20 protein-coding genes are annotated in these 25215 nt (G+C 40.1%); 12 read left to right on the top strand and 8 right to left on the bottom strand.

What is annotated here, in order from left to right:
• Positions 1 to 199: 199 nt before the first annotated feature.
• Entirely contained in the window at positions 200 to 2110 is a 1911-nt protein-coding gene (locus ASL19_RS12125) for a response regulator (RefSeq protein WP_057178609.1), read from the top strand.
• On the opposite strand, the gene pyrR is transcribed toward ASL19_RS12125, so the two are convergent.
• From pyrR to ASL19_RS12110, 3 genes are read right to left on the bottom strand one after another with little or no spacing between them, the layout of a single operon-like run.
• Positions 2107 to 2643 carry a bifunctional pyr operon transcriptional regulator/uracil phosphoribosyltransferase PyrR gene (gene pyrR / locus ASL19_RS12120; RefSeq protein ID WP_006275882.1) on the bottom strand — a complete coding sequence of 179 codons (537 nt, stop codon included), beginning with the start codon at positions 2641 to 2643 and terminating at the stop codon, positions 2107 to 2109. The two genes, ASL19_RS12125 and pyrR, sit on opposite strands and share 4 nt — an antisense overlap.
• Positions 2633 to 3619, bottom strand: coding sequence for an adenosylcobinamide-phosphate synthase CbiB (gene cbiB / locus ASL19_RS12115; RefSeq protein ID WP_057178544.1), 987 nt, complete (start codon positions 3617 to 3619; stop codon positions 2633 to 2635). Before cbiB ends, pyrR begins: the two co-directional genes overlap by 11 nt.
• Before the next feature lie 12 nt (positions 3620 to 3631).
• Positions 3632 to 4075: an Rrf2 family transcriptional regulator gene (locus ASL19_RS12110; protein ID WP_057178608.1), complete on the bottom strand. Its 444-nt coding sequence runs from the start codon at positions 4073 to 4075 to the stop codon at positions 3632 to 3634.
• Between the two features lie 338 nt (positions 4076 to 4413).
• On the opposite strand from ASL19_RS12110, the gene ASL19_RS12100 reads away from it, so the two are divergent.
• Positions 4414 to 4830 carry an AbrB family transcriptional regulator gene (locus ASL19_RS12100; protein ID WP_057178543.1) on the top strand — a complete coding sequence of 139 codons (417 nt, stop codon included), beginning with the start codon at positions 4414 to 4416 and terminating at the stop codon, positions 4828 to 4830.
• Positions 4831 to 4883: 53 nt separating this feature from the next.
• On the opposite strand, the gene ASL19_RS12095 is transcribed toward ASL19_RS12100, so the two are convergent.
• On the bottom strand, positions 4884 to 6764 hold the full coding sequence (locus ASL19_RS12095; protein ID WP_057178542.1) for a chloride channel protein: 1881 nt from the start codon (positions 6762 to 6764) through the stop codon (positions 4884 to 4886).
• Between the two features lie 539 nt (positions 6765 to 7303).
• Positions 7304 to 8632 carry a glycosyltransferase family 39 protein gene (locus ASL19_RS12090; RefSeq protein ID WP_235528996.1) on the bottom strand — a complete coding sequence of 443 codons (1329 nt, stop codon included), beginning with the start codon at positions 8630 to 8632 and terminating at the stop codon, positions 7304 to 7306.
• Positions 8633 to 8823: 191 nt separating this feature from the next.
• Between ASL19_RS12090 and ASL19_RS12085 the strand changes: the two genes are divergently transcribed.
• Positions 8824 to 10335, top strand: a complete 1512-nt coding sequence (locus ASL19_RS12085) for a hypothetical protein (RefSeq protein ID WP_057178540.1) — start codon at positions 8824 to 8826, stop codon at positions 10333 to 10335.
• A 10-nt stretch (positions 10336 to 10345) separates the two neighbouring features.
• Here the strand turns inward: ASL19_RS12085 and ASL19_RS12080 are convergent, their stop codons facing one another.
• Positions 10346 to 11632 (bottom strand): recombinase family protein, encoded by a 1287-nt coding sequence (locus ASL19_RS12080; RefSeq protein WP_057178607.1) that lies wholly within the window; start codon positions 11630 to 11632, stop codon positions 10346 to 10348.
• Between the two features lie 525 nt (positions 11633 to 12157).
• Here ASL19_RS12080 and ASL19_RS12075 point away from each other — a divergent pair.
• The 6 genes from ASL19_RS12075 (at position 12158) to ASL19_RS12050 (ending at position 19974) form a co-directional block, all read left to right on the top strand.
• Entirely contained in the window at positions 12158 to 13525 is a 1368-nt protein-coding gene (locus tag ASL19_RS12075) for a CmpA/NrtA family ABC transporter substrate-binding protein (RefSeq protein ID WP_057178539.1), read from the top strand.
• Positions 13526 to 13670: 145 nt separating this feature from the next.
• On the top strand, positions 13671 to 14510 hold the full coding sequence (gene ntrB, locus ASL19_RS12070; RefSeq protein ID WP_057178606.1) for a nitrate ABC transporter permease: 840 nt from the start codon (positions 13671 to 13673) through the stop codon (positions 14508 to 14510).
• A gap of 69 nt (positions 14511 to 14579) precedes the next feature.
• On the top strand, positions 14580 to 16583 hold the full coding sequence (locus tag ASL19_RS12065; protein WP_057178538.1) for a nitrate ABC transporter ATP-binding protein: 2004 nt from the start codon (positions 14580 to 14582) through the stop codon (positions 16581 to 16583).
• Between the two features lie 55 nt (positions 16584 to 16638).
• Complete coding sequence (locus tag ASL19_RS12060; protein WP_057178537.1) at positions 16639 to 17457, top strand: nitrate ABC transporter ATP-binding protein; 819 nt, start codon at positions 16639 to 16641, stop codon at positions 17455 to 17457.
• Positions 17458 to 17656: 199 nt separating this feature from the next.
• The gene (locus ASL19_RS12055) at positions 17657 to 19303 is read left to right on the top strand and encodes a SulP family inorganic anion transporter (RefSeq protein WP_057178536.1); all 1647 of its coding nucleotides are present in this window, start codon (positions 17657 to 17659) and stop codon (positions 19301 to 19303) included.
• 77 nt (positions 19304 to 19380) lie between these two features.
• Positions 19381 to 19974 carry an exopolysaccharide biosynthesis protein gene (locus ASL19_RS12050; RefSeq protein WP_057178535.1) on the top strand — a complete coding sequence of 198 codons (594 nt, stop codon included), beginning with the start codon at positions 19381 to 19383 and terminating at the stop codon, positions 19972 to 19974.
• Between the two features lie 316 nt (positions 19975 to 20290).
• Here the strand turns inward: ASL19_RS12050 and ASL19_RS12040 are convergent, their stop codons facing one another.
• The gene (locus tag ASL19_RS12040; protein ID WP_057178533.1) at positions 20291 to 21139 is read right to left on the bottom strand and encodes a metal ABC transporter permease; all 849 of its coding nucleotides are present in this window, start codon (positions 21137 to 21139) and stop codon (positions 20291 to 20293) included.
• 21 nt (positions 21140 to 21160) lie between these two features.
• Positions 21161 to 21886, bottom strand: a complete 726-nt coding sequence (locus ASL19_RS12035; RefSeq protein ID WP_115538592.1) for a metal ABC transporter ATP-binding protein — start codon at positions 21884 to 21886, stop codon at positions 21161 to 21163.
• Between the two features lie 121 nt (positions 21887 to 22007).
• Between ASL19_RS12035 and ASL19_RS12030 the strand changes: the two genes are divergently transcribed.
• The 3 genes from ASL19_RS12030 (at position 22008) to ASL19_RS12015 (ending at position 25165) form a co-directional block, all read left to right on the top strand.
• On the top strand, positions 22008 to 22955 hold the full coding sequence (locus ASL19_RS12030; protein WP_057178531.1) for a metal ABC transporter solute-binding protein, Zn/Mn family: 948 nt from the start codon (positions 22008 to 22010) through the stop codon (positions 22953 to 22955).
• 564 nt (positions 22956 to 23519) lie between these two features.
• Entirely contained in the window at positions 23520 to 24620 is a 1101-nt protein-coding gene (gene mraY, locus ASL19_RS12020) for a phospho-N-acetylmuramoyl-pentapeptide-transferase (protein WP_057178605.1), read from the top strand.
• Between the two features lie 98 nt (positions 24621 to 24718).
• Entirely contained in the window at positions 24719 to 25165 is a 447-nt protein-coding gene (locus ASL19_RS12015; protein WP_057178530.1) for a DUF2996 domain-containing protein, read from the top strand.
• Positions 25166 to 25215: the final 50 nt, after the last annotated feature.

The following is a 25215-nucleotide window of genomic DNA, read 5'->3' as shown; positions in this document are numbered from 1 at the left end:
TATACAAGTGTAAGTGGGTCGGTGAAATTAAATATAAGATTAACGTAGGTTGGGTTGAAGTATGAAACCCAACACCACGGGTCTCGTGACTCGACCCATCCTACAAATAATTGCGCCTCCCTACTTAGTTAGTAAAAAGATATGAACAGTTGGGAGTGGATTTTTTGTGATTGCTGGAGATGATAAAAATCGAATAATCATGAATGATGAAATCATAAAAGTTTTGTTAATTAATGATGCTGAGGATGATTATATTTTAACTCGCAGCTGGTTTAGACAATTCCAGCTGATTACCTGCGACTTAGAATGGGTGAATAGTTATCAATTGGCGAAGGAATCCATAGCCCAATACCAACATGATATTTATCTAGTCGACTATTATTTAGAGAGTAATAATGGCTTAAAACTATTGCGGGAGGCTACAGAAAATGGTTGGAACTTTCCATTTATTCTGTTAGCACATAAACAGGATATAAAATCAGATATAGAGGTAATAAAAATTGGAGCGTTTGATTATCTAGAAAAAAGTCAATTAACAGCCCCTTTGTTAGAAAAATCCATCCGTTATGCGATTGAAAAAAAACAAAAAGATGATAAAATTCACCAACAAGAGATCTTGCTGGATGGGTCTAATGACGCGATTTTTGTAACTGATTTAGATCATCAGCACATTTTATTTTGGAATAAAGCAGCAGAACGTATATATGGTTGGTCTGAGGAAATAGCAATGACAAAACAAATTCATCACTTATTTTCAGCAGAAAAGTTACCTCAACTTTCCCGGGTGCTTAAAGTGCTAACAAGCTATGGAAATTGGGAGGGGGAACTGACACAAATTAATAAGTCCCAGCAAGAAGTAATTGTTGCTAGTCGCTGGACATTAGTAATGACCTTCAACCGTAAACATCAATCTATTTTAGTAGTTAATACTGATATTACCCAAAAAAAGCAATTGGAGCAGAAATTTATACGGGCTCAAAGATTAGAAAGTATTGGTACTTTGGCTAGTGGTATTGCTCATGATTTAAATAATGTTCTCACCCCAATTTTGATGACGGCACAAATCTTAGAAACTCAAGTGAAAGATGAAAAACCTCGTCAACTCATACCTATATTAATTGCTAATGCTAAACGTGGAGCAAATTTGGTGAAACAAGTGTTATCCTTTGCTAGAGGTATGGAAGGGGAACGGACTATTTTACAAATAAAACACTTACTCATAGAAATTCAGAATATTATTAAAGAAACATTCCCTAAATCTATTATTCTCACCACTGAAATTCCTCAAAGTCTATGGACTGTCTGTGGTGATGCTACTCAATTACATCAGGTTTTAATGAATTTATGTATCAATGCCCGGGATGCTATGCCCAATGGTGGTACTTTAAGTATTAAATCTGAAAATCTATTGATTGATAACCATTATATCCAAACACATACTGATTTTAAACCAGGTGCTTATGTGTTAATTAGCATCAGAGATACGGGTGTAGGTATTAAACCAACTCTTATTGATCGGATATTTGAACCTTTCTTCACCACTAAGGATGTTGGTCAGGGTACGGGTTTAGGACTTTCTACGGTTTTGGGGATTGTTAAAGCTCATGGTGGTTTTATTAATGTTTACAGTCGAGAAAACAAGGGTAGTGAGTTTCAAGTTTATTTACCAGCTCAAGATACAAGTGAAATTATGGAGACCACAGAAATATCCCCTCCTCGTGGTCACGGAGAAACCATTTTGGTGGTTGATGATGAACCAGCTATTTGTGAAATAACAAAAGCATCACTAGAGAATTATAACTATCGGGTAATGACCGCCCATGACGGTATTGAAGCGATCGCCTTATATGTGGAACATCGAGATCAGATATCCCTGATTCTAACTGATATAGTTATGCCATCCATGGATGGATTGACCAGTATTCGAACTCTCAAGAAAATTAATCCCCATTTAAAAATTATTGCTTTTAGTGGGTTAGCACCCAGTGATAAAATTAATGCAGCTTATAATATGGGTGTAACAGCATTTTTATGTAAACCTTTTACTGCTACCCAATTATTGCAAACCATTAGTGCGGTAAATGGAATAAATAATTTTGCCATCAATTAATTGCTGATTAACTCCACTGCGTCCCTACCATCAAAATCTTGCAGGTAAACCTTAACAATTTCTTCCTTGGTAGTTGGTAATTTTTTACCGATAAAATCTGGATGAATAGGTAATTCTCGGTGACCCCGGTCTACTAGAACTGCTAAACGAATTAGTTCCGGTCTACCATATTCATTAACAGCATTCAGAGCTGCGCGAATAGTTCTACCTTTAAAAATCACATCATCCACCAAAATCACAGTTTTACCCGTCAAATCAAAAGGTATGTGAGTTTTAGCTGGGGTTCTTGGTCCAATTTTGTCTAGGTCGTCACGATAGAATGTGATATCCAATGCTCCCACGGAGACGCTGATACCTTCTAAATTTTCGACTTGACGTGCCAATAACTTGGCTAGACATACTCCTCTGGTGTAGATACCTAAAAAAACTAACTGTGATAAATCCCGAGTCTTTTCTACAATTTGAGAAGCCAGACGAATTGAAGTACGACGTAATTCTTCCGAGGAGAGAATTTCAACTACCTTAGTAGACATGATAGTTAATATAATAAGTTGTGATAATTTTATATGCTATAATTGTCAACCCTAACCAAAGTAAAAAGGAATATCGAGTTAATTGTAAAGCTCGATAAATGGAAGTAGAAGTAATGGGATAAATAGGATCTCCTAAAAGTGGCTTATACTTAGCTACTCCTTTATACCAGTTTAATCCTCCCATCTGGACGCCCAAAATGGCAGCATAGGCGCATTCACTCCAACCAGAATTGGGGCTAGGGTCTTGGATGGCATCCCGCCTACAAAGACGCCAAACACGCAGGGGTTTAAGTGACAAAATAGCCAAGGTGATGACTGTTAAACGACAGGGAACCCAAGTCAAACAATCTTCTAGTTTAGCACTAAACCAACCGATATAGGTATAGGGAGGTTCTCGATAACCAACCATAGAATCTAAAGTGCTACTGGCTTTATAACCTAGGGCCAAAGGAATAGGACCAACAGCGGGAATCAATATACCGATAATAGCATAAAATAGGGGAGCCATAACCCCATCAGTGGCATTTTCCGTCACGGTTTCTAAAACTGCTCGCAGGATTTCTGATTCCGAGAGATCTGCTGTATCTCTACCCACGTATTGACTGAGAATCTCTCGAGCTTGTGATAATTGGCCATCACTTAAAGGTTTGATAACATCCAAAGCAGCTTTGGTTAAACTGTGAAGGGCAAAACAACTGGCTAGCAAAATACTGGCAACAGTAATACCTAACCAGGGGTGTAACCATTGAGCAATATGAACAATCAGCCACCCAGATACAGCAGCAGCACCAATTGTAGTCAAGGCCAAACCAATACCAGCTAGACGCTGTGATAGGGGGCCATAGAAGTGTTGCCAGGAAAATTGAGTCCAACCAGAAATAAACCAACCCATTACCCTAACAGGGTGAGGCCAACCCCAGGGATCACCAATGATGTAATCTAAGAAAGCAGCCATTATTAATATGATGTAGCTCATATCCAATTCCAACTAAACCACAAAACTTGCTTCTTCCCCAACAGCAGCTTGTCTGCTTCTAGCATCATAATAGAGGTCAGCCAAGGTAATACTATATAGAGATTCTCGTAACTTTTGGTTGAGTCTTTGCCACAAAGTAAATGTTACCCAATCTTCAGCTTGTGTGGATGGTGAAACTTTCACAGCCAAATCAGTGATATTTTCCCCCACCGCTTCTAAAATCTCCCCTATGGAAATTTGTTGAGGGTGTCTTGCTAATTTATAGCCACCAATACTCCCACGTAGGGAGTGAACTAAACCAGCATGACGCATTTCTATCAATAGCTTTTCTAAATAAGCAGCAGGAATTTCTTGCCGCGAGGCGATCACCTTCACGGAAGCAGGCCCATATTTTGGTTGTAAACTCAAATCCAGCAACGCCTTTACACTATAGTGTCCCCTGGTAGTTAATTTCATCTTTATAGTTAACCCGCTCAACAAACTTTCTCCCCCATCTTCCTCCAACCTAGGAAATATTGACAGGGGTTTAAAAAACTTAATGAATTCGATCCTGAAAATCAGTGTACAAATCAACTTATCCACCTAAAGGTAGGAGGAGGGAGAAAATTTTCTTCAAAAAAACCCCTTGACAAAATAGATAATTGTGCAACAATTTCTATTATAATTTCCATATAGTTTAACTGTAAACTAAGAGCAGGTTTGGGGAACCAATTTAGGGGCTTCCCATTGGCTCGGGTATCAGTTAAAATCAAATCGAATCAACCACTTCAGTTATCCAATTCCAGCCAAAGTTGATGCCTAAGCAAAAGAAAATTGATCCTCTTGTTGGTGAAGAACTGCTCCAAAGGGTTAAGGAGCTAGGGAGCGAAACCAGGGAAGAGAAAGCTAAACAGTGTGGCTACTATACCATTACCAAGAATGGCATAGAGCGGGTGAATATAATGAAGTTCTTGAACGCCTTAATTGAGGCCGAGGGTATTCAGTTAGATGGTGCACCCGGTGCCAACGGTCGTGGTGGAAGGAGTGCCAGCTATAGAGTTAGCGTCCAGTCGAACAACAATTTACTCATAGGTTCAGCTTACACAAAACAGATGAATCTAAAACCCGGCGATGAATTTGTCATCACCTTAGGTAAAAAGCATATTCGACTGCGACAAGTAGAGCCAGAAGAAAGAGAAGATGATGATCAGCTGGAAGAAGTAACAGCCTAATTATCGAAAATTTCCGAATCCCCGTCTTTTTAAAGCGGGGAGTTTTCATTACTTCAGCAGTCTTTAGATAAATAAGGCTCTACTGCTTTGCGAGTAGTTGCTAAATTACAGGTTAAAGCAATTTCCTTTTGTTCTAACAAACCCACAATACAATCAGGATTATGCCTGTCTAATACCGGTAATTGCTGCAGTCCTCTGAGTGCCATACGGTCTAAAGCCTCAGACAAAGGTTCATCTTGCCAAGCATAAAGGATATCGGTGGTACAAATATCGAGAATGGTTTGACCAAAAAAATCGGGTTTTAGTTGGTCAGAGGGAGTTTGGTAGTTTTCCCAGCGAGAAAGGGTGCGATTAATATCATCCAAAGAGACAATACCCACCAATTTTTCATTAGCATCAATCACTAGGGCGCTAGGAACATGATCATGGATCATTTCCAAAGCTGCTTCTAGCACGCTAAGATTGGCAGGGATTTTTTTGGGGTGGAAATGGATGGCCTCAGCAACAGAAGTGGTTTGAATTACTTCCAATTTGTGATCTTTTAATTCCGCAAGACCAATTTGTTGTAGGTTCACATTGGAACTAACAGTAGGTTTAATCAATTCCATGAGCCATATACTTAAACCCACTGCTGCCATTAAAGGCAAAACAATACGGTAGTCACGGGTCAGTTCAAATAACATTAATATAGCAGTTAAAGGAGCTCGAACACTGGCAGCCAAAACAGCAGCCATACCAACCATGGCATAAGCGGGGGGTGCAGCCATATACTCAGCTACACTTGGGAATATCAAGGACAGGAACTTTCCGTATGCAGAACCCAGGGATGCGCCTAAAAACATTGCTGGGGCAAAAAGTCCCCCCACAAAACCACTGGCCGAACTAATTGCCGTTGCTAATAGTTTTAACAACATTAAAGCCAGCAAGAGATACAAAGAAAATTCCCGGTCTTGTAAAATAGCTTCCACGGTTCCATAACCAATACCCAAAATTTGGGGATACTTTAAAGCTACCAAACCAACCAGAAAACCACCGATAACTGGTTGTATAGGTTTGGGAATCTTACCTAAAAATGCCAGACCCTTAAATTTGCCATTAAACAAGTTTTGGGCCATGCTAATAGATTGTTTATAAGTAAGAGCTACCACACTAGCTCCCAAACCTAAACCCAGATATAGGGGTAACTCCAAAAGACTACGAACCTCGTATGCAGGTAAAGTAAAAGCCGGTTGACCGCCCAAACCAATTTGGGCGATTAAGGCTGCCACCACTGCTGCTAGTAAAACTATACTAACTGCCGAAGTAGCAAAAGAGGTAGCGCCCAAAACCACTTCCAAGGCAAAAAACACCCCAGCAATGGGAGCATTAAACCCAGCGGCTAAACCAGCAGCAGCGCCTGCTCCTATTAACAGTCTTTGTCGTTCTTGAGAAACTTGTAAGACATCTGAGAATAAAACCCCAAAATTTGCCCCAATTTCCACACTCGGACCCTCTGGACCTAGGGAAGCACCACTACCCAAAGAAACACCAGCAGCTATCATTTTGGTAACGGGACGAAGTTTTTGCTTAACTTCCTTCCCTTGGGAAACAGCAATTAAAGACAAAAGCCCAGGACCAAAATCCTGAGTGCGCCAACGCATTAAACCAACAACTATGCCACCCAAGGTAGGAACACAAGCTAAAGTCCAAGCTCCCCACCTTCCTATGGATGCCATTAGGTTTTCTAACATTAAGTCGTGAACAAATTCAATTAGATAGTGAAAGGTTACTACACCCATACCTGTACCACTACCGATAAGTATAGCTAGAAATAATACCACCGTTTCCTGGGATGGCTCGAAACGGCGAATCAGATTAGTTAAGAAAGTGGAAATATGAGGAAAGGTAGTCGGTTGAAATACCTTATGCATTTGTGTGGGGGGCAATAAGCTCATGGAAAACCAGTAAATATAACGAAAAATTTAATTTTTATCTGTTAGTCTTTATTGTGAGGCATAATTTACCTAGTAAACAACTATTGGAAGAGAAACTGTGACTAAATTCCCAGTTGTCTATTCCATTGACTGGGCAAATTCCATAAATGAACATAAACATTTCTGATAGTAATCATCTAAGCTGCCCGATTTGCCGGGGGAGTAACACAAGAAAATCCTTTGGGACGTACATGGGACTTTTCACCTGTCCGTTCTGTCACGAAAGGCTAGTAGTTTGCAAAAGTGGTCACTATGTGCGTGACCCCTTTAGCTGGCGGAAAATTGTTTTGGGTTCGGCATTGCGCCGTCAAAGTCAACCCTTATCGAGATTGGTACGCGACTTGTTTTCCCTCAGGCGATACTTGCTCCTAGTGGGAGTGGGAATTAGCGTGATATTGACGACAATGGTAATCACTGAACAAAACACTAGTTATAAACAGTACCCTAATCAATTACGTCACCTTTGATAGATGGGATTGGGAATTTAGTATTTTTTTGGCTTACCATATCCAGTGGTGAGAGCGAACTAGCAGAAGTAGGGAAATGTAACTTCCCCAGACCAGAATGGGCAAAAATTGCCGGTCTTGTTTTTGTGCTAGGATTGCGGCTAAAATCATGGTTATGGCCGCAGTTCCCAGGACTACCTGTAGTTCAGTTGTTCCAGGAATTGTTAACCCCAGATAAATACTAGCTCCAGAGGCCACCAGAGACAAAATGGCAAAACTGATCACCCAAATCCGAGGGTAGGAAAAAAATGAAGTCCAGTCTTCAATTGTTGTCAAGTAGAATCCCAAGGCCAATGCCAAACTGGGATACACAGGAAATAAGTACCAAGTCAGTTTAAATTTGACTAAGGATATCATCAGTAAATAGACTCCACCCCAGACCATAGTCAATTTTGCCCAGCTAAAATTGCGGTTTTCCCAAGTAGCTCTAATGGTTTGCGGTAAAAACACCAGCCACGGCCAAGTCCATTTTATCAACTCCACACAATAGTACCAGGGAGGTTGGGTTTGATTTCCCCAGTCCCCTGACCAGTGGTTGTGTTCTACTAGTTGACAAATGTACCAGGTTAGGGAGGGTAATAAACCAATAAAAATTCCTAGCCATAAATAGGAACTAATCAGGATTCTTGGTGTGTCCCAAAATAGAAACACCATTACCATTATAAAGGTTAATAATATTGCTAATAGTCCCTTAGTCAGGCAAATCATTCCCAAACAGATTCCTATACCCAAACAGTAGCGCAAATCTCGGCGCGATCTCAAAACGGACAAAATTAGAACCATTAACATGGTGGTAAATATACCATCTGATATAGCTAACCTGCCATAGCAAACCACTGGTAAAATAGTAAGATAAATAAATGAACTATAAATAGCAATAGCCCGAATCCGAAAAGTCTCTCTAGCAATACAGTACAATAGGGGTACGGAAAAGGAGGTAAGAATAGCTGCTGGAAGACGGGTTGTCCATTCGTTGTTACCTCCCAGAAAATACGCCAGAGCTACTAACCAGTGGATAAGATGAGGTGTAAGCACACTGTCAGAAGTAGAGTAGCCTATAGTACCTATTTGAGAAATTTTACTGGCTACTACAGAAACGGAAATTTCCTGACTGGTAAGTGGTGCTTCACCAAGATCAATAATAAATAGTAATATTGCTGCTAGGACTAGTATGGTTAGAAATATCCTATCAGTCCGGTTATTAACTGCACCATACTGTTGTTGTGGCCAAATCCAAATATAACTTCCTTCTTGCATATTCCATAGTAATAATTTTACTGATAATTTTGCTGACTGATCGGATCTCCATTTGCTCTGTGTCACCCTGTATTAATTGTTTGTGCTGACAAGTAATAACTAGATCTAAAAATAGCGCAGTTTTCAGCAGAAAATAATAATTTTTTGAACAAAACTTTTCTTAGTTATTTTTTAAACAATTTAACATTTTTTGCGTCAATTAAATGTTATAAGTGACACAAAACCAACTTGACCAGTCTGTTATAAGGAGTTTACCAATGAACCTACCTGTTGTTTTGGATATAGCCCTAGGATTAGTTTTCACCTACCTAATTTTAAGTTTGTTAGCCTCGGAGATTCAAGAGCTAATTGCTACTGTTTTGCAATGGCGAGCGGTACATCTGAAAAAATCTATTGAGATATTCTTAGCAGGGGATGTAAAGAATTCAGATACTAAGGATGTACTGGACCTGGTGAATAGGATTTATAATAATCCTATCATTAGGAGCATTAACCAGGAAACAAAGGGATTTTTATCAACCTTACCCAGAAAAATGACCTGGAAGGTAGCTGACATAGTTCGTTCAGTCAAAAATTTGGTTTCTAGATCATCACCGGAAAACAAAATTTTTGCCAATCAAAATAGTGGACCTTCCTATATCTCTAGTGACAGTTTTGTTTCTGGTTTATTAGAGGAGTTAAAAGTGCCTAAAATCATTCATGCTCTTGCAGAAGTGAGGTTAGAAAATTTTAAAATTCAACATTTGCGAGAAATTAAACTAATTTTAACCAGGTCTTTAAGACAAATAGCAGCTAGTGAGTTATCAACTAATGTTACTCATGATATTAATGATGATTTTGTGAATCTAGACTCTGAATATAGGCAAATTGTGGATGACTTTAAAAATCAAAGATTTGATGTAGATACTAGTGTGAATCGGATGCAGGATAGTTTAAGCAAATATATCAACAATTTTCAAGCTAATATTGAAAATAATCATCCAGCGTTAATGGAAACACACAAGCGGTTGCAAACTTTACAAAATCATATTTTTCCTAGTCTTGAGAAAGCAATTACTGTTGCGGGTCTCAAGCCCAGTATTAGTGAAATTATCCAATTAATGGAAACTGGTAAAGCTGGATATAATGAAATTCAAAGTAGTTTACAACAGAGAGATAGTGAAAAATATGCCACCATTAGAGATTTGATTGATAGCTTACCACCGGGAATGAAGCATAACATTGCGACCATGGCCAAGCGAGCCCAGTATAAAGCCAAAACTACAGAGGAGGGGATACGGGTATTAAGACAAGAAATAGAAAATTCTTTTGATAGTTCCATGCAAAGAGCTGGAGGTGTTTATAAACGTAATGCCAAAGGGGTGGCAATTTTAATTGGTATTGTTATAGCTTTTGGTGCTAACGCGGATACCTTTTACATTATTGATCGGTTATCGAAGGATACAGCGTTGAGGGAAGCAATTGTTTATAAAGCTCAACAGACCATAGATCAGCAAGTGCTGGATCCTAACTTGAAAAGTATTGACACCAATCAGATATTAGAGGATATTAGTTTACCCATTGGTTGGAGTGAAAAAAACTTAGCTGAGCAACTGGGGACTAATCCGATCAAAATTAATGGTGTCTCGGTTGTAAGTTCTAATATGATAATGGGTTGGCTAGTCAGTGGTTTTGCCATTGCTATGGGTGCGCCTTTTTGGTTTGACTTACTAGGTAAAGTTATGAATGTGAGAAATACGGGTAAAGGGAACAAGGGAACGGGGAATTAGGGAGTAGTTTTTAAAAACTGAAGATGATTTGTAAATTCCAATTTTCACCTTGACGAATAATCTCTATTTGACGAATAAATTCTCGGAGGTAAAAACGCCTTTCTACCTCCGATAAGTCCATCCAGAACTGTGGAATGGAGACAGCTTGTGCAACGGAGGACAAATTCACGGGAGGGAGAATAGCCAACTGAGACTCCAGTTGAGAAATTTCTGTCTGGAGTTTATAACGCCTTAATTTTGCTGTTTCTTGATCTAGCACTCCCGTTTCTATTAAGACGGGTAACTGGTCAAGAATTTCTTGTTGACTTACAATTTGAGCAGTTAACTTTTTTTTCATATTATCTAATTGGGTAAAATTTACTTGGGCAACAGCTGTAGGTAAATTTTGACAAATAGTTTCAATGGTTCTGGTTAGAACCTGTTGATAAGAAATAGAATGACATTTAGGATTTTGGGGACACTTGGTGTTTCGCAAATATAGGTACTCTTGTGATTGGAAAGAGTGTGTAACCCGGTTAATATTCATTTTTTGTTGGCATTGATTACATAGGACTAGTCCAGCTAAGGAATAGGGCGCACTAGCTGTACGGGATGATAAACGACTATTACTGCGTAAAATTCTGTCAACTTGGGCTGATTCTTCCTTAGATATTATACCAGGATGGGTGTTAGGGATAGTTTCTCCATTTTGATAAATAGTGTCACCACGATAAACAGGATTGGTTAACCACCGTCTACCAGTGGTAACGGAGATTTTTTTACCGTATTTTTTGGCTAGGTAACGAACTGCACCCCGTACAGAAGCATAGAGTAAAAAGTGATCAATAAATTCTTTGACTACGGGAGATGTACTGCGATCAATAATGTACTTTCCCTTACTGACCCGATAGCCATAGGGAATCTTACCAGGTGGTCGCAAGGCTTCCAGACGATTTTTGGCGTGTCCACGACGAATACGACGACTACGCTGTTGGCTTTGAATTTCCTGGGCTAAATCCAGCATAGTCAGGGGTACCTCAACATTTTCCGATATATATGGTTGTTCTATAGCAATAATTATTACTCCCATAGTTTCTAGTTGATTCAGGCGATCGCCCACTTGTTGTAGAGTATCTCCCAGTTCTTCTAAACGTCTAATCAGAAGATAGGTAGGGGAATGGCAGTCCCAGATTAACTGTTGTAATTGAGACCTTCCTCCCAGGTCATGATAAATCTTATCTACCTCCCAACCCCAAATAGAGTCATCGGGTGCAGTTTCTAAAAGTGGATCTGTATAACTGTAAGCAATGATTTTCATTGGATCTTTACTTAATTCTACTTTAATTTTGCTAGGGGATGATATACACCAGACGTATTCCATAAATTAAAATCTATGGGAAAAATTATTTTCATCTATTCTATTAACTTTTTTGTCATTATATTGACATCCAGAATAATTAAACCATAGGTTGGGAACAATGATAACTATTGGGTTAAAAATATAAATTTTTTCTTATATATCTAATCCAATATTTGTGTACAATTTCCTGTTGACCAGTGATCTATTTTTTTTAAAACCCTGTACACTAAGTTTGACCGGTTGACAGGAAACAGTTGATCCCATCCAAGATAACTAATTAACCAGGGGGTGTAATCAGGGGATAGCAAGTAGTAAGAGATTAACAAAAGTCTATAGCCTAATCGAAATCATGAATCAAACTTATGCTAGGAAAATCTGTTTAAGCTTTCACTAGTACAGAGTTTCTTATAGCGAAAAATTAGACTCTGACTCAACCAGAGTTTTCCCAGGTAAAAACAGGTATTAACAACAGGAGATAAACTTATGTCCGGATCATGGAGTCAAACTTCCCGACGCAAATTCCTTACCACAGCTGGAATTGCCACCGGTGCGGTATTCATTAAAGGATGTTTAGGAAATCCACCAGAAAAGGGTGGAGGAACAAGCTCCCAAAGTCAACAGGTAGAAGCAGTAAACCTAACACCAGAGATCACACCAGAAACCACCAAGGTTAAGTTAGGATATCTTCCCATTGTGGAAGCTGCACCGTTAATTATTGCCCAGGAGTTAGGATTCTTTAAAAGATGGGGAATGACCGAAGTTGAACTTGCCAAACAAGCATCTTGGGGTTCCATGCGAGATAACACGGAAATTGGTTCTGCAGGAGGAGGTGTAGATGGTGGACAGTACCAAATGCCCATGCCACACTTAATCACTGAGGGGTTAATTACTAAAGGAAACGCCAAAATACCCATGTATATACTGGCTCAATTAAATACACAGGGTAACGGCATTGCGATCGCTAGTAAGCACGCAGGTAAGCAGATTAGTTTAGACCTGTCCAAGGGTGGTAAGGCAGTTTTTGATAAATTAAAATCAACCCCATCACCTTTTACAGCAGCATTTACTTTTGCAAAAGTTAATCAAGAATTTTGGCTGCGTTACTGGTTAGCAGCGGGAGGTGTGAATCCTGATACTGACGTGAAATTAATTCCCGTACCTACAGCTCAGACTGTGGCCAACATGAGAACTGGAACTGTGGACGCTTTCAGCACGGGAGATCCTTGGCCTTATAGAATCGTGAAAGATAAAATAGGTTTTATCTCCGCACTGACTGCCCAAATATGGAAGAATCACCCTGAGGAATACCTTGCCATAAGAGGGGAGTGGGTAGATGCTAACCCGAAGGCTACAAAAGCGATTTTAAAAGCAGTTATGGAGGCACAGCAGTGGTTAGATAAATTTGAGAACAGAGAAACTGCTGCCAACATTTTAGCTCGCCCTAACTACTATAACCTATCACCTACCTTCCTGACAGACCCCTTCCAGGGTAACTATGATATGGGAGATGGCCAACAGGTCAAAGATAAGTCAATGGCAGTATTATATTGGAAAGATGAAAGAGGTAGTGTTTCCTATCCATATAAAAGCCATGACCTGTGGTTTTTAACTGAAAGTATTCGTTGGGGATTCCTCCCACCAGAATACCTAGAAAAATCAGAGGATATAATCAACAGAGTTAACAAAGAAAATATATGGCGGGAAGCTGCCAAAGAAGCGGGTATACCCGATGCTGATATTCCGACTAGCACATCCCGTGGTGTAGAGAAGTTCTTTGATGGTACTACATTTGATCCTTCGGATCCCCGTGGGTACTTAAAGAGCTTGAAAATCAAAAAAGTGAACATTTGATCGCTTTAATCAATACTGTAGCCAAGACCCTGAAACCTCATTAATATCCCTAGGATCTTATTGGGTTTCAGACATGTATGGGAAAATTGATGATGGTATTGTTCGATCACCGACTGAAATCCATAGAGTACAAAAGGATAAAAAAATGACAACATTCACTGCCAAACGCCGTACTAGTAACAACAGTTCCGAGAATTTCATAGTGGCATTTATCACTAAACAGACCCCAGAAATTCTACCCCCACTTGTTGCCATAGTGGCCTTTTTGGTTGTTTGGCAGATATTTTCTCTGACAGGTGGTACGTTACCCGGACCAATTCAAGTAGTACAAGACACTTGGCAATTGATTATTTACCCATTTTATGATCGAGGTGGGATTGACAAAGGTTTGTTTTGGCAAGTTTTTGCCAGTTTACAAAGAGTAGCCATTAGTTATACATTAGCTGCTGTGGTAGGGATAGGTTTAGGCATTTTGATTGGTGTAAATTCTACCATGTCTAAGGCTTTAGATCCCCTATTTCAATTACTGAGGACAGTACCACCTTTAGCCTGGGTACCTATTTCCTTGGCTGCGTTGAGACAGAACGAACCAGCGGCATTGTTCGTAATTTTTATCACCTCCCTTTGGCCGATTCTCATTAACACTGCGGTTGGTGTGAAGGAAATACCCACCGATTATAATAATGTGGCTAAAGTCCTACAACTTTCCCAAAAAGAGTATTTCTTAAACATCTTGATTCCCGCAGCTTTACCCTACATTTTTACAGGGTTAAGGATTTCCATTGGCTTGGCATGGTTAGCGATTATCGCAGCAGAAATCGTCATGTCCGGTATTGTTGGTATTGGGTTCTTTATCTGGGATGCTTATCAAGCTAACAAGGTTAGTGAAGTCATCTTAGCCCTGGTTTACATTGGGGTTGTGGGTTTACTACTTGATAAATTAATGGCTTGGTTACAAACAAGAATTTTACCAGAGCAAAAATAGTTACTTAATAGTTACTCTTCCGATTTTCCTCACTCACTTTCCCTCATCTACAATCCACAAAACAAACCTATGTCTGTATTTGTTGCTGTTGATCAAATTGACAAAGTCTTTGAACTAAGTAATGGCGGTCAATATATTGCCCTCAAAGGTATTGACCTACAAATTAAAAAGGGTGAATTTGTTTCTCTCATTGGCCACTCCGGTTGTGGTAAATCCACCCTCTTAAATATGATTGCTGGACTGGATTTACCCACAGAGGGTTTAGTCACCCTAGAAGGACAGAGAATCAAGAAACCCGGTCCAGATAGAATGGTAGTCTTTCAAAACTACTCTCTATTACCATGGCGAACCGTGAGAGAAAATATTGCCCTAGCAGTAGATTCCGTGCTACATGGAATGCCAGCAGGAGAACGTAAATCTGTGGTTGAAAGACATATAGACATGGTAGGTTTACGTCCCCATGCAGACAAACAACCATCGATGTTATCAGGTGGACAAAAACAAAGAGTAGCCATTGCCCGTGCCTTAGCAATCCGTCCTAAATTGTTATTGTTGGATGAACCTTTTGGCGCCTTAGATGCACTGACCAGGGGAAATTTGCAGGAACAATTAATGCAAATTTGTGAAGAGAATCAGGTAACTGCGGTAATGGTGACCCATGACGTGGATGAAGCTGTTTTATTATCAGATAGAATCGTCATGTTAACCAACGGACCAGAGTCCAAAATTGGGGATATTTTAGAAGTAGATATTCCACGTCCTCGCAAACGGATGGAAGTGGTAGAGCATCCCAGTTACTATACCCTACGTAGCGAGATGATTTACTTCCTCAACCAGCAAAAAAGAATCAAGAAACTGCGGGCTAGGAAAACTCCCAATATTGCCCGTCATGGCTTAGAAAAAGTCAATTTGGAAGTTGGTTTTTTGCCGATTACAGCCTGCGCGCCCTTGGCAATAGCCCAAGAAAAGGGTTTGTTTGCCAAACATGGTTTAGACGAAGTTCATTTGGTCAGAGAAAGTAATTGGCGAGGTATTGTTGATGGTATTAATGGCGGTTATTTAGATGCTGCTCAAATGCCATCGGGTATGCCCATGTGGTTATCTTTGGGGGGTAATAAAAGTCAGCCCCTACCAATTGTCACCTCCTTAACCATGACCCGTAATGGTAATGCCATTACCCTAGCCAAAAGATTCTATGAACAGGGGATATATACTCTATCTGATTTCAAATCATATCTGTTACAGACCCGAGATCAGATGCACCGCATGGGGGTAGTACATCCAGCATCAATGCACAATTTACTGTTGCGTTATTGGTTAGCAGCAGGAGGAATTGATCCAGATGTGGATGTAGAGATGAAAAATATTCCCCCTGCGCAAATGGTGGTAGATTTGAGGGCTAAAACTATTGATGGTTATTGTGTGGGAGAACCTTGGAATTATCGTGCTGCTATTGAAGGTTCAGGTTTTACCATAGCCACAGATTTAGAGGTTTGGCTGGGACATCCCGGTAAGGTATTAGGTGTGAGAGAGGATTGGGCTAATGCTTATCCTAATAGCCATATTGCCTTAACCAAAGCCTTGTTGGAAGGGTGTAAATATTGTGCAGATCCTAATAATGCACAAGAGGTGAGAGCAATATTAGCCAGTCGGGAATATGTGAACACTGATATGGATTTTATTCAGGTGGAAGATCCCAGTGGTAACACCTGCGATTTAGACCATCCCATGCGTGAGTATGCCCACCATCAATTTTATGGTAACTCAGCAATTAATCGTCCTAGTAGGACTGAACAAACTTGGATTATGACCCAGCTGGCCAGATGGGGTGAAACTCCTTTTCCTCGCAACTGGGTAGAAATTGTGGAAAGGGTTTGTCGCGTGGGTGTATTTAGTACCGCCGCTAGGGAATTGGGTTTGGATATCAGTTATACTCGTCAACCCATTCAGTTATTTGATGGCAAACCTTTTAACGCTGATGATCCTTTTGCCTATCTTAATGGTCTAGAAATTAAACGAGATTTTTCTGTCGCAGAAGTTGTTCTAGACATTAACAGAAAATTTGTAGCCTAGATATTTCTAGATAGCTCTAGATAGTTGTTCAACAATTTACCCTGGGAAAAATCAGATGACATCCTCTACTCAAGTCCGTAACCATCAATCCTTCCTCACAATTGAAAATGTCACTAAAATTTACCCGACTAAAAAAGGACCTTTTACTGTTTTAGATGGGATAAATTTAGAGGTACAAAAGGGTGAGTTTATTTGTGTGATTGGCCACTCCGGGTGTGGTAAATCCACCCTATTAAATATGGTGTCTGGTTTTAACACTCCTACCACGGGTCAGGTATTATTAGAAGGACAACCCATAGTTAAACCTGGTCCGGACCGGATGGTGGTATTCCAAAACTACGCCCTTCTACCTTGGCGAACCGCATTTGAGAATATTTATTTGGCTGTAAATGCGGTTTACCCAACTAAACCAGAAGCGGAAAAACGAGCCATTGTCCGGGAGCATTTAGTCATGGTGGGACTGTCTGATGCTATGGAGAAAAAACCCCCTCAAATGTCTGGAGGGATGAGACAGCGTGTTTCTATTGCTCGTGCCCTAGCTATTCGTCCCAAGGTTTTAATTTTAGATGAACCGTTTGGCGCTTTGGACGCTATCACCAAGGAAGAATTGCAGGAGGAGTTATTAAAAATCTGGAATGAAAACCGTTGTACTGTGTTAATGATTACTCATGACATTGATGAGGCTTTATTTTTGGCTGATAAATTGGTCATGATGACTAATGGACCCCATGCCAAAATTGGGGAGGTGATGGAAATTCCTTTTGCACGACCACGTGAGCGGACTCTGATTATGGAAGATCCTCAATATTATCAATTGCGTAACTATGCTTTAGACTTCTTGTTTAATCGCTTTGCTCATGATGATGTTGGTTAGGATGACAATAGGCGAATCACATTCGCCTAATTGTACCCAACTAGGGATTCTCCTCAGCTATAGGTTAATACCTATGCAATTCATAAGAATATATATTCAGTAAATTGTTTGCGTTGGTAAATTTTGGCTACCTAAGAAGAGTATGCTGATAGAGCAACCTAAGCATCGCTTAAACGCCATCTAAAACCAATCAACAAACATGGAAATAACTAATACTATTAACACGCGCAACTTACGGAGCGATATTTTTGGTGGTGTCACTGCGGCCATTGTCTCTTTACCACTGGCTTTAGCATTCGGTGTTGCTTCCGGTGCAGGTCCAGTTGCTGGTCTTTATGGTGCAGTTTGTGTGGGTTTTTTTGCTGCTTTATTTGGTGGAACACCCACATTAATTTCCGAGCCCACTGGTCCCATGACTGTTGTAATTACTGGCATTATAAGTTCTTTAACAGCTATGGATCCAGAAAATGGCATGGCTATGGCTTTTACCGTAGTTATGTTAGCGGGGATATTTCAAATCATATTTGGTATCTTCAAGCTGGGCAAATATATCACCCTCATGCCCTATAGTGTAATCTCTGGGTTCATGTCGGGTATTGGTGTGATTTTAATTATTTTGCAAATTGCACCGTTTTTAGGGCAACCTAACCCAAAAGGGGGAGTTTTAGGAATAGTTCAAAATTTACCTCAGCTCCTAGAAAAGATTAATCCCATTGCCCTCATTTTGGGTGTAATGACTGTGGCAATTATTTATTTGACACCATCAAAGGTCAAACGCATTGTGCCACCCCAATTAATTGCCCTAGTTTTAGGAACTATAGTTTCACTGGTCTTTTTTAGTAATGCGGATATCCCACGTATCGGTGTGATTGAAACTGGATTGCCAAAACTGCAAATGCCAACTTTTACCCCCACTAGTGTAACGATTATGTTGGTTGATGGGGTTATGTTGGGAATGTTGGGATGTATTGATACCCTATTAACCGCAGTAATAGCTGATAGCTTAACTCGTACGGAACATAAATCTGACAAAGAGCTGATTGGACAGGGTATTGCCAATTTAGTTTCTGGTTTGTGTGGAGGTTTGCCCGGTGCTGGAGCGACCATGGGAACGGTAGTAAATATCCAAACCGGAGCACAGACGGCAATATCTGGAATCACCCGCGCTCTAGTTTTGTTGGTAGTGGTTTTAGGTGCTGCTGGTGTTACTCAAAGTATTCCTATGGCTGTCTTAGCGGGAATTGCGCTGAAAGTGGGGATTGATATCCTAGATTGGAGTTTTTTAAAGCGATCTCACAAAGTTTCCTTCAAGGGTTCCATCATTATGTATGGTGTGTTACTCTTGACTGTTTTTGTAGATCTGATTGTAGCTGTGGGGATAGGTGTATTTGTTGCTAACATCCTCACAATTGAGCGTTTGTCCAGCATGAGTTCTGAGAAAGTTAAGGCCATCAGTGACGCTGATGATGATATTGATTTAACCGAAGAAGAGAAAAGATTGCTCGACCAAGCTGGGGGTCGAATTTTGTTATTCTACTTAAGTGGTGCCATGATATTTGGCGTTTCCAAGGCCATCTCTCGTGAGCATAATGCCATTCAAGACTGTGATGTGATTATTTTTGACCTCAGCGATGTTCCTATGATGGGTGTCACTGCTTCTTTAACTATCGAAAGTGCAATTCGGGAAGCAGTTGAAAAAGGCCGACAAATTATTCTAGTTGGCGTCACTGGTAAGATTAAAAAGCGACTGGAAAATTTGGGAGTTCTAAGTTTATTACCCCCCCACCATTTGGTGACAGAGCGCAAACAAGCTCTAGAACAAGCTATGACTTTAGTTAAAAGGTGATAATCAAAGACTGACAGGGGGAATGAAGCAAGTGTTATATTTGATCGTTCCCCGTTCTTTTACCCAAACCCTGAACAATGCGCTTGACCTTTTCTGAGGAAATAAAATCTTTGCTACAGCGTCTAGCACACCAACCTCTAACCTTGGGTGACGTGCTGGAGACAACCTCCCAACGCGGATTCATTCTAGTCATTGCTTTATTGGTTTTACCATTCTTGTTCCCTATGCCACCCGGACTCACGGGTCCTCTTGGCTCCGCTTGTTTGCTCTTATCATTGCAAATGCTTTTGGGCAGGCGATCGCCCTGGTTACCAAAAAAAATTGCCAATTATCAGTTTCCCCGGGTTTTTGCCCAAACTATTCTTCACAACCTAGGTAGGGTCACCAGGTTGTTAGAAAAAATTGCCCGTCCTCGCTTGACAAAATTGGCAAATCATGATATTACCTGGAGGTGTAACGGTCTTTGCATTTCCTGGTTGGCTATTTTACTTATTTCTCCTGTACCTTTGACTAATCCCATACCCACCATTGGCATTTTACTGTTTGCTGCGGCTAGTATGGAGTCAGATGGACTGCTTGTATGTATTTGCTATGTATTAACACTATTAATCACCCTAATTTTCTACCTCATTGTCTATGGAGTTTTACAGCTCCCTGGTTTGATTACATAAAGATTACTGGCACTATTGACATTTATGGGGGGTGTCTTATAATCCTAGTTAAGGTAGGTTCCAATCAATATTTAACGAGTATGAAAATAAATCCCCCAGCCAATAACGAACAGTTAATAACTGAGGGTAACAATGTAATTAAGGTGCATTTACTAGTTTGATTATTCCTACGGGATAACATGGAATCCGGAAAATTTATTTGATTTCTGTTTAATTTCCATGTTTTTAAAAAAACCCCCAGTTTTGGCCGGGGGGATTGATCAATTAAGGTTTCAATGTTTTCAAGGGCCAATCTGTAAAATCGGGAAGGTAATTCCTACCTTCCATGTTTTACAAGGGCTCCCAAAACTCTGGATTTGGGACTAAATAAAAAAGCTAGGACAAATGCTGTGCAAACGACTAATACAATAGCTGGTCCAGAGGGTAAATTATAGAAGTAACTCAGATAAATTCCTACAATACTAGAAATTATGGCGATCGCAGCTCCTAGGATCATAACTTGATGTAGTCTGTTAACTAATAGGTACGCTGTAGCACCAGGGGTAATCAACATTGATAGGACTAAAATCACTCCCACTGCTTTCATACTAGCAACAATGGTTAGGGAAATGAGCAACATCAAACTAATGTTGAGTTGATTAACTGGTAGACCAGCAACCTGGGCTCCTATGGGATCAAAGGTATAGAATAGTAGTTCTTTGTAGAGTAAAAAAACGATAATTAAGGCCACAGCAGCAAGGATGGCCGTATCCCTAACCTCATTGGGGGTAACACCTAGAATATTGCCAAAAAGAAAGTGATTGAGGTCGATTTTATTAGCTTTTTGAATCCCTGTAATGAGTGTGACACCAAGAGCAAAAAAACCAGAAAATACGATCCCCATAGCTGCATCCTCCTTAATGGGAGACCGGTTTTTAATCACTGCTATAGCTACCGTGCTTACCATAGCAGCAATAAAAGCTCCCACAAATATATTCGCACCTATTATAAAGGCGATCGCCAGTCCTGGTAAAACGGAATGACTAATAGCATCGCCTAGTAGTGCCAGACGTTGTACCATTAAATAAGTACCAACCACAGCACATAACAAACCAATTAACACTGCAACTATTAGTGAGCGTTGCATAAATCCATACTGCAACGGCTCCATTATTTCGCTTAACATAAATAATATTAAAAATGAAAATTATATTGTAAAGTAAGCACGTTGTAGATTAGTTTCTGTAAGTACATGCAGACGAGGTCCACTAGCTATAAGTTGACAGTTAAGTAGAATTAAATCGTCAAAATGGTTAATTGACTGACCCAGATCGTGATTGACCACCAGGACAATTTTTCCTCGATCTGTGAGTTCTTGAAAAATGTTAAAAAGGACACCTTGAGTTTTGTGATCTATGCCGACGAAGGGTTCATCAAAACAAAAAATTTCAGGTTCTTGAGTTAGAGCGCGGGCCAGGAATACCCTTTGTTGTTGTCCTCCGGAAAGCTCTCCTATAGGTCGGTCAGTATATTTTAACATTTCTACCCGTTCCAATGCTGTCATTGCTATTTGCCGACTCATACTAGAAAAACTACGTAACCAACCGGTTTTTTTCACTCTTCCCGTCATGACCACATCCCAGACCGTAGCGGGGTAGTTCCAGTCAATTTGGCTTCTTTGGGGGACATAGGCAACTTTTTCTAGTTGGTCTACTAATGGCCTACCGTCATACAGTACACTACCCATACTCATGGGGACTAATCCTAGAATTGCTTTGATCAACGTACTCTTACCAGCACCATTAGGTCCAAAAATTCCTGTTAATCTTCCTGCTTTAATAGTACAGGTTATATCCTGTAAAGCGTCTTGTCTATGGTATTGTACTCCTAAATGGGAAATATGAATATCCCTAAACTCTCTATTTATGGGCATCCTTTGAGGTGTTTTTAGTAATAGACCAAATTTTGGGGAGGTGTTTTGCATAGTAGGATTGATAATTCTTGAGATCCTACTTTGAGCTTACTATGAAGAAGGCTAAAAATATGAGACAAATATGAAAAATAAAAACATTCGGATATGGATAGTAATATTTTTACCATTATATTTACTAGGATGTAGTGTTTCTCAGGTGGAAACCTCGAAGAATGGCAGTCGTGGGAAACTAAGCAAAATAAGAGTTGTAGCAACAAGTACAATAATTACGGACTTAGTGGCACAAATAGGAGGTGAGGAGATTAGTTTAACTGGAATACTTCAACCTGGAACAGATCCCCATGTATATGAACCAGTACCAGGAGATGGCAAGGTCTTAGAGACAGCGGATTTAATTGTATATAATGGGTATAATTTAGAGCCAGGAATTATTAAGTTAATGAATTCTACGGGTGTAATGGCTAGAAAACTGGCAGTGGGGGAAGTAGTCAAACCCTTAAAATTAAAAACCCATCGAGGGGAAATAGTTCCCGATCCCCATGTGTGGGGGAGTGCTAAAAACACCATAACCATGGTAAATGCTATTAGAGATACTTTAGTGGAGTTGTCGGATAAGGACAGGGAAAAATTTACACGAAATGCTGCCCAACTAACTAAGGAACTGGAAAAGTTGGATAATTGGATCAAACAGGAAATTGAAACTATTCCACCGCCCAACCGCAAAATAGTTACCTCCCATGATGCTTTTCAGTATTATGCTGATGCTTACGGTATGGAGGTTATAGGGACTTTGATTGGAATTAGTACAGAAGAAAAACCCAGTGCTAAAACGGTAAAGGAATTGGTAGATGCTATTATTAGAGCGGATATTCCTACTATATTTACCGAAACTACGATTAATCCAGACTTGATGAAAACAGTAGCTCAAGAAGCGGGGGTAAAAATGGCAACAAATCAACTTTATTCCGACTCTTTGGGTGCAAGGGGAAGTGATGCGGATACTTATATCAAAATGATGACAGTTAATACCAAAACTATTGTGCTCGGTCTAACTGAAACGGTAAAATAAAGAACATGATTGACAAAAGTCCGAGAATCTAATATTATTGTTTGCGGATTTCCCACGTTATAATTCTGGTGATGCTTTAATTTGTAAGGCGTTAACAAAAAAATTTTTTTGCTCTGTACCGGATAAATCCAAAAACGGTTGAATGATTAACTAAAATCACACCGCGTCAAATACAGTACCAAATACAAATTATCAAAAAAGGTTTTGTTATATGTAGGCTCTTCTAAGGAGATGACGGCAGATATTTTGCAGTGCAAGTGGGTGAGTGGAATTAAATATAAGATCAACGTAGGTTAGGTTGAAGTATGAAACCCAACACCCGCATGGGTCTCGTTCCTCCCTACTTAACTAGGAATGGAGCAGTGATTTATGAGTTTTCTTTAAAGGAGACCAACATAAAGCATTACCAATTCATTGGCTTTTTTGTATTGAAGAGAATGGAATTTACCATTTTGACTATGGATGATAGTAATATCAACTTAGATTAGGATAGGTTTTATTCTTCCTGGTGACCAAGGTTAAACGTTTGAATTTTTTTAAGTGTGGAGTGAAGGAAAAATTTCTGTGGACGCAAAATTATCTCCCAACCAAGGATTGAGTATTTCCGGGATCGGGTTAGCATCGGTTTTAGCAGCAGCTATGACTTGTGCCACCCTAGTTGTAGATGGTCTAGGAAATAGGGCTTTTTGGCAATCCAACTCTTTAACCATGCCATTTTTACTGAGTGCTTTGGGTAGTGCAGTAGCTGGTTTATGGGTTGTGCCACTGTTGCAAGCGTTAAAAACTGGGCAAATTATTCGAGAAGATGGACCCAAGGCCCATTTAAAGAAGGCGGGTACTCCCACCATGGGTGGTGTATTTTTCATACCCGTGGCCCTGCTAGTAGCTTGTGTGCTTTCCAACTTTGCTCAAGATGTATTGGCTGTTTCCGCTTTAACACTTGCTTACGGAACCATAGGTTGGATAGACGATTGGCAAATCCTGCTGAGGAAATCCAACAAGGGTATATCCCCCAAAACAAAATTGATTTTACAAATTGTTTTTGCCATTGGTTTTTGTGTGTGGATGATTTTAAGGGGAGACTTTAGTATAACAAATATAGTTTTGCCCTGGGTGGGTTTTTCTTTACCTTTAGGATTCATGTTTTGGCCCTTAGCTACCTTTGTGCTAGTCGCGGAAAGCAATGCTACTAATTTGACTGATGGAGTTGATGGGTTAGCTGGGGGAACAGTGGCGATCGCCATTTTGGGTTTAGGAGCGTTGATTGCTCCCACCGCACCCAGTTTAATGATCTTCTGTGCAGCGGTGAGTGGTAGTTGTCTGGGATTTTTAGCTCATAATCGCAATCCCGCTCGAGTTTTCATGGGTGACACTGGTTCCCTCGCTTTAGGCGGTGCTTTAGGTGCAGTGGCCCTTTTAACTAATAATTTGGTAGGACTGTTTATTTTAAGTGGAATATTTTTTGTAGAAACTCTATCTGTAATGGCACAGGTGAGTTACTACAAAGCAACTAAGGGACCGGATGGCAAGGGCAAGCGATTATTCAAGATGGCTCCTTTACACCATCATCTGGAATTATCTGGTTGGTCTGAATTGCAGGTGGTGGGCGTGTTTTATATGATTGGTGCGGTTTTGGCCAGTATGTGTCTAGCCTTAATCAAGTGATTTTTCTAACACCTGCCTAAACATTCAAAATGCCACCCATTTCCTAGGGTGGTTTTTTTGGTAAGCAAACGGATTGATATGGAATAATAAATATAAGTATGGACACAATAGAGGACAATGTGATGGTGGAAGAAACAAACCAAAAACCCGTAGCTAAAAAAGAAAAACCCCCAGCAGTGGAAGATAAGCCATTTGAGGAGTTTATGCAAGAACACTACTTACCTGCTTTACAAAAAGCGATCGCCCAGGAAGGTATTTCTGACGTAAAATTGACCTTTGCCAAGCAGAAATATGCCATTGTTGGTTTTGATTCTTCCCAGGAGTGTTGGCAAATCATTGGTTCTTGGCAAAACGGGTCTAAACAGTTTAATGTTTACTTTCCCGACCAAGACATTCAAGGTAAAAAGGGGTTTTCCTGTCATGAAGGGAAAAAACCCAGCACGCTGGAGTCCTTCTTAATAGACGAGCGTAAGATCACCCTTGACTTGCTGGTATCCCGTCTAGTTTACCGTCTCAACGGTCAAAAATGGCTAGGTAGGAACTAGTTCCCACTCTAATTATATATAGAGACGTTGCAGTTGAATACCCAACGTCT

The sequence above is a fragment of the Cylindrospermopsis sp. CR12 genome (assembly GCF_001432185.1).
Classification (GTDB): domain Bacteria; phylum Cyanobacteriota; class Cyanobacteriia; order Cyanobacteriales; family Nostocaceae; genus Raphidiopsis; species Raphidiopsis raciborskii.
The sequence above is the reverse complement of the archived record's forward strand: the minus strand, read 5'-3'. Positions and strand labels throughout refer to the sequence as shown.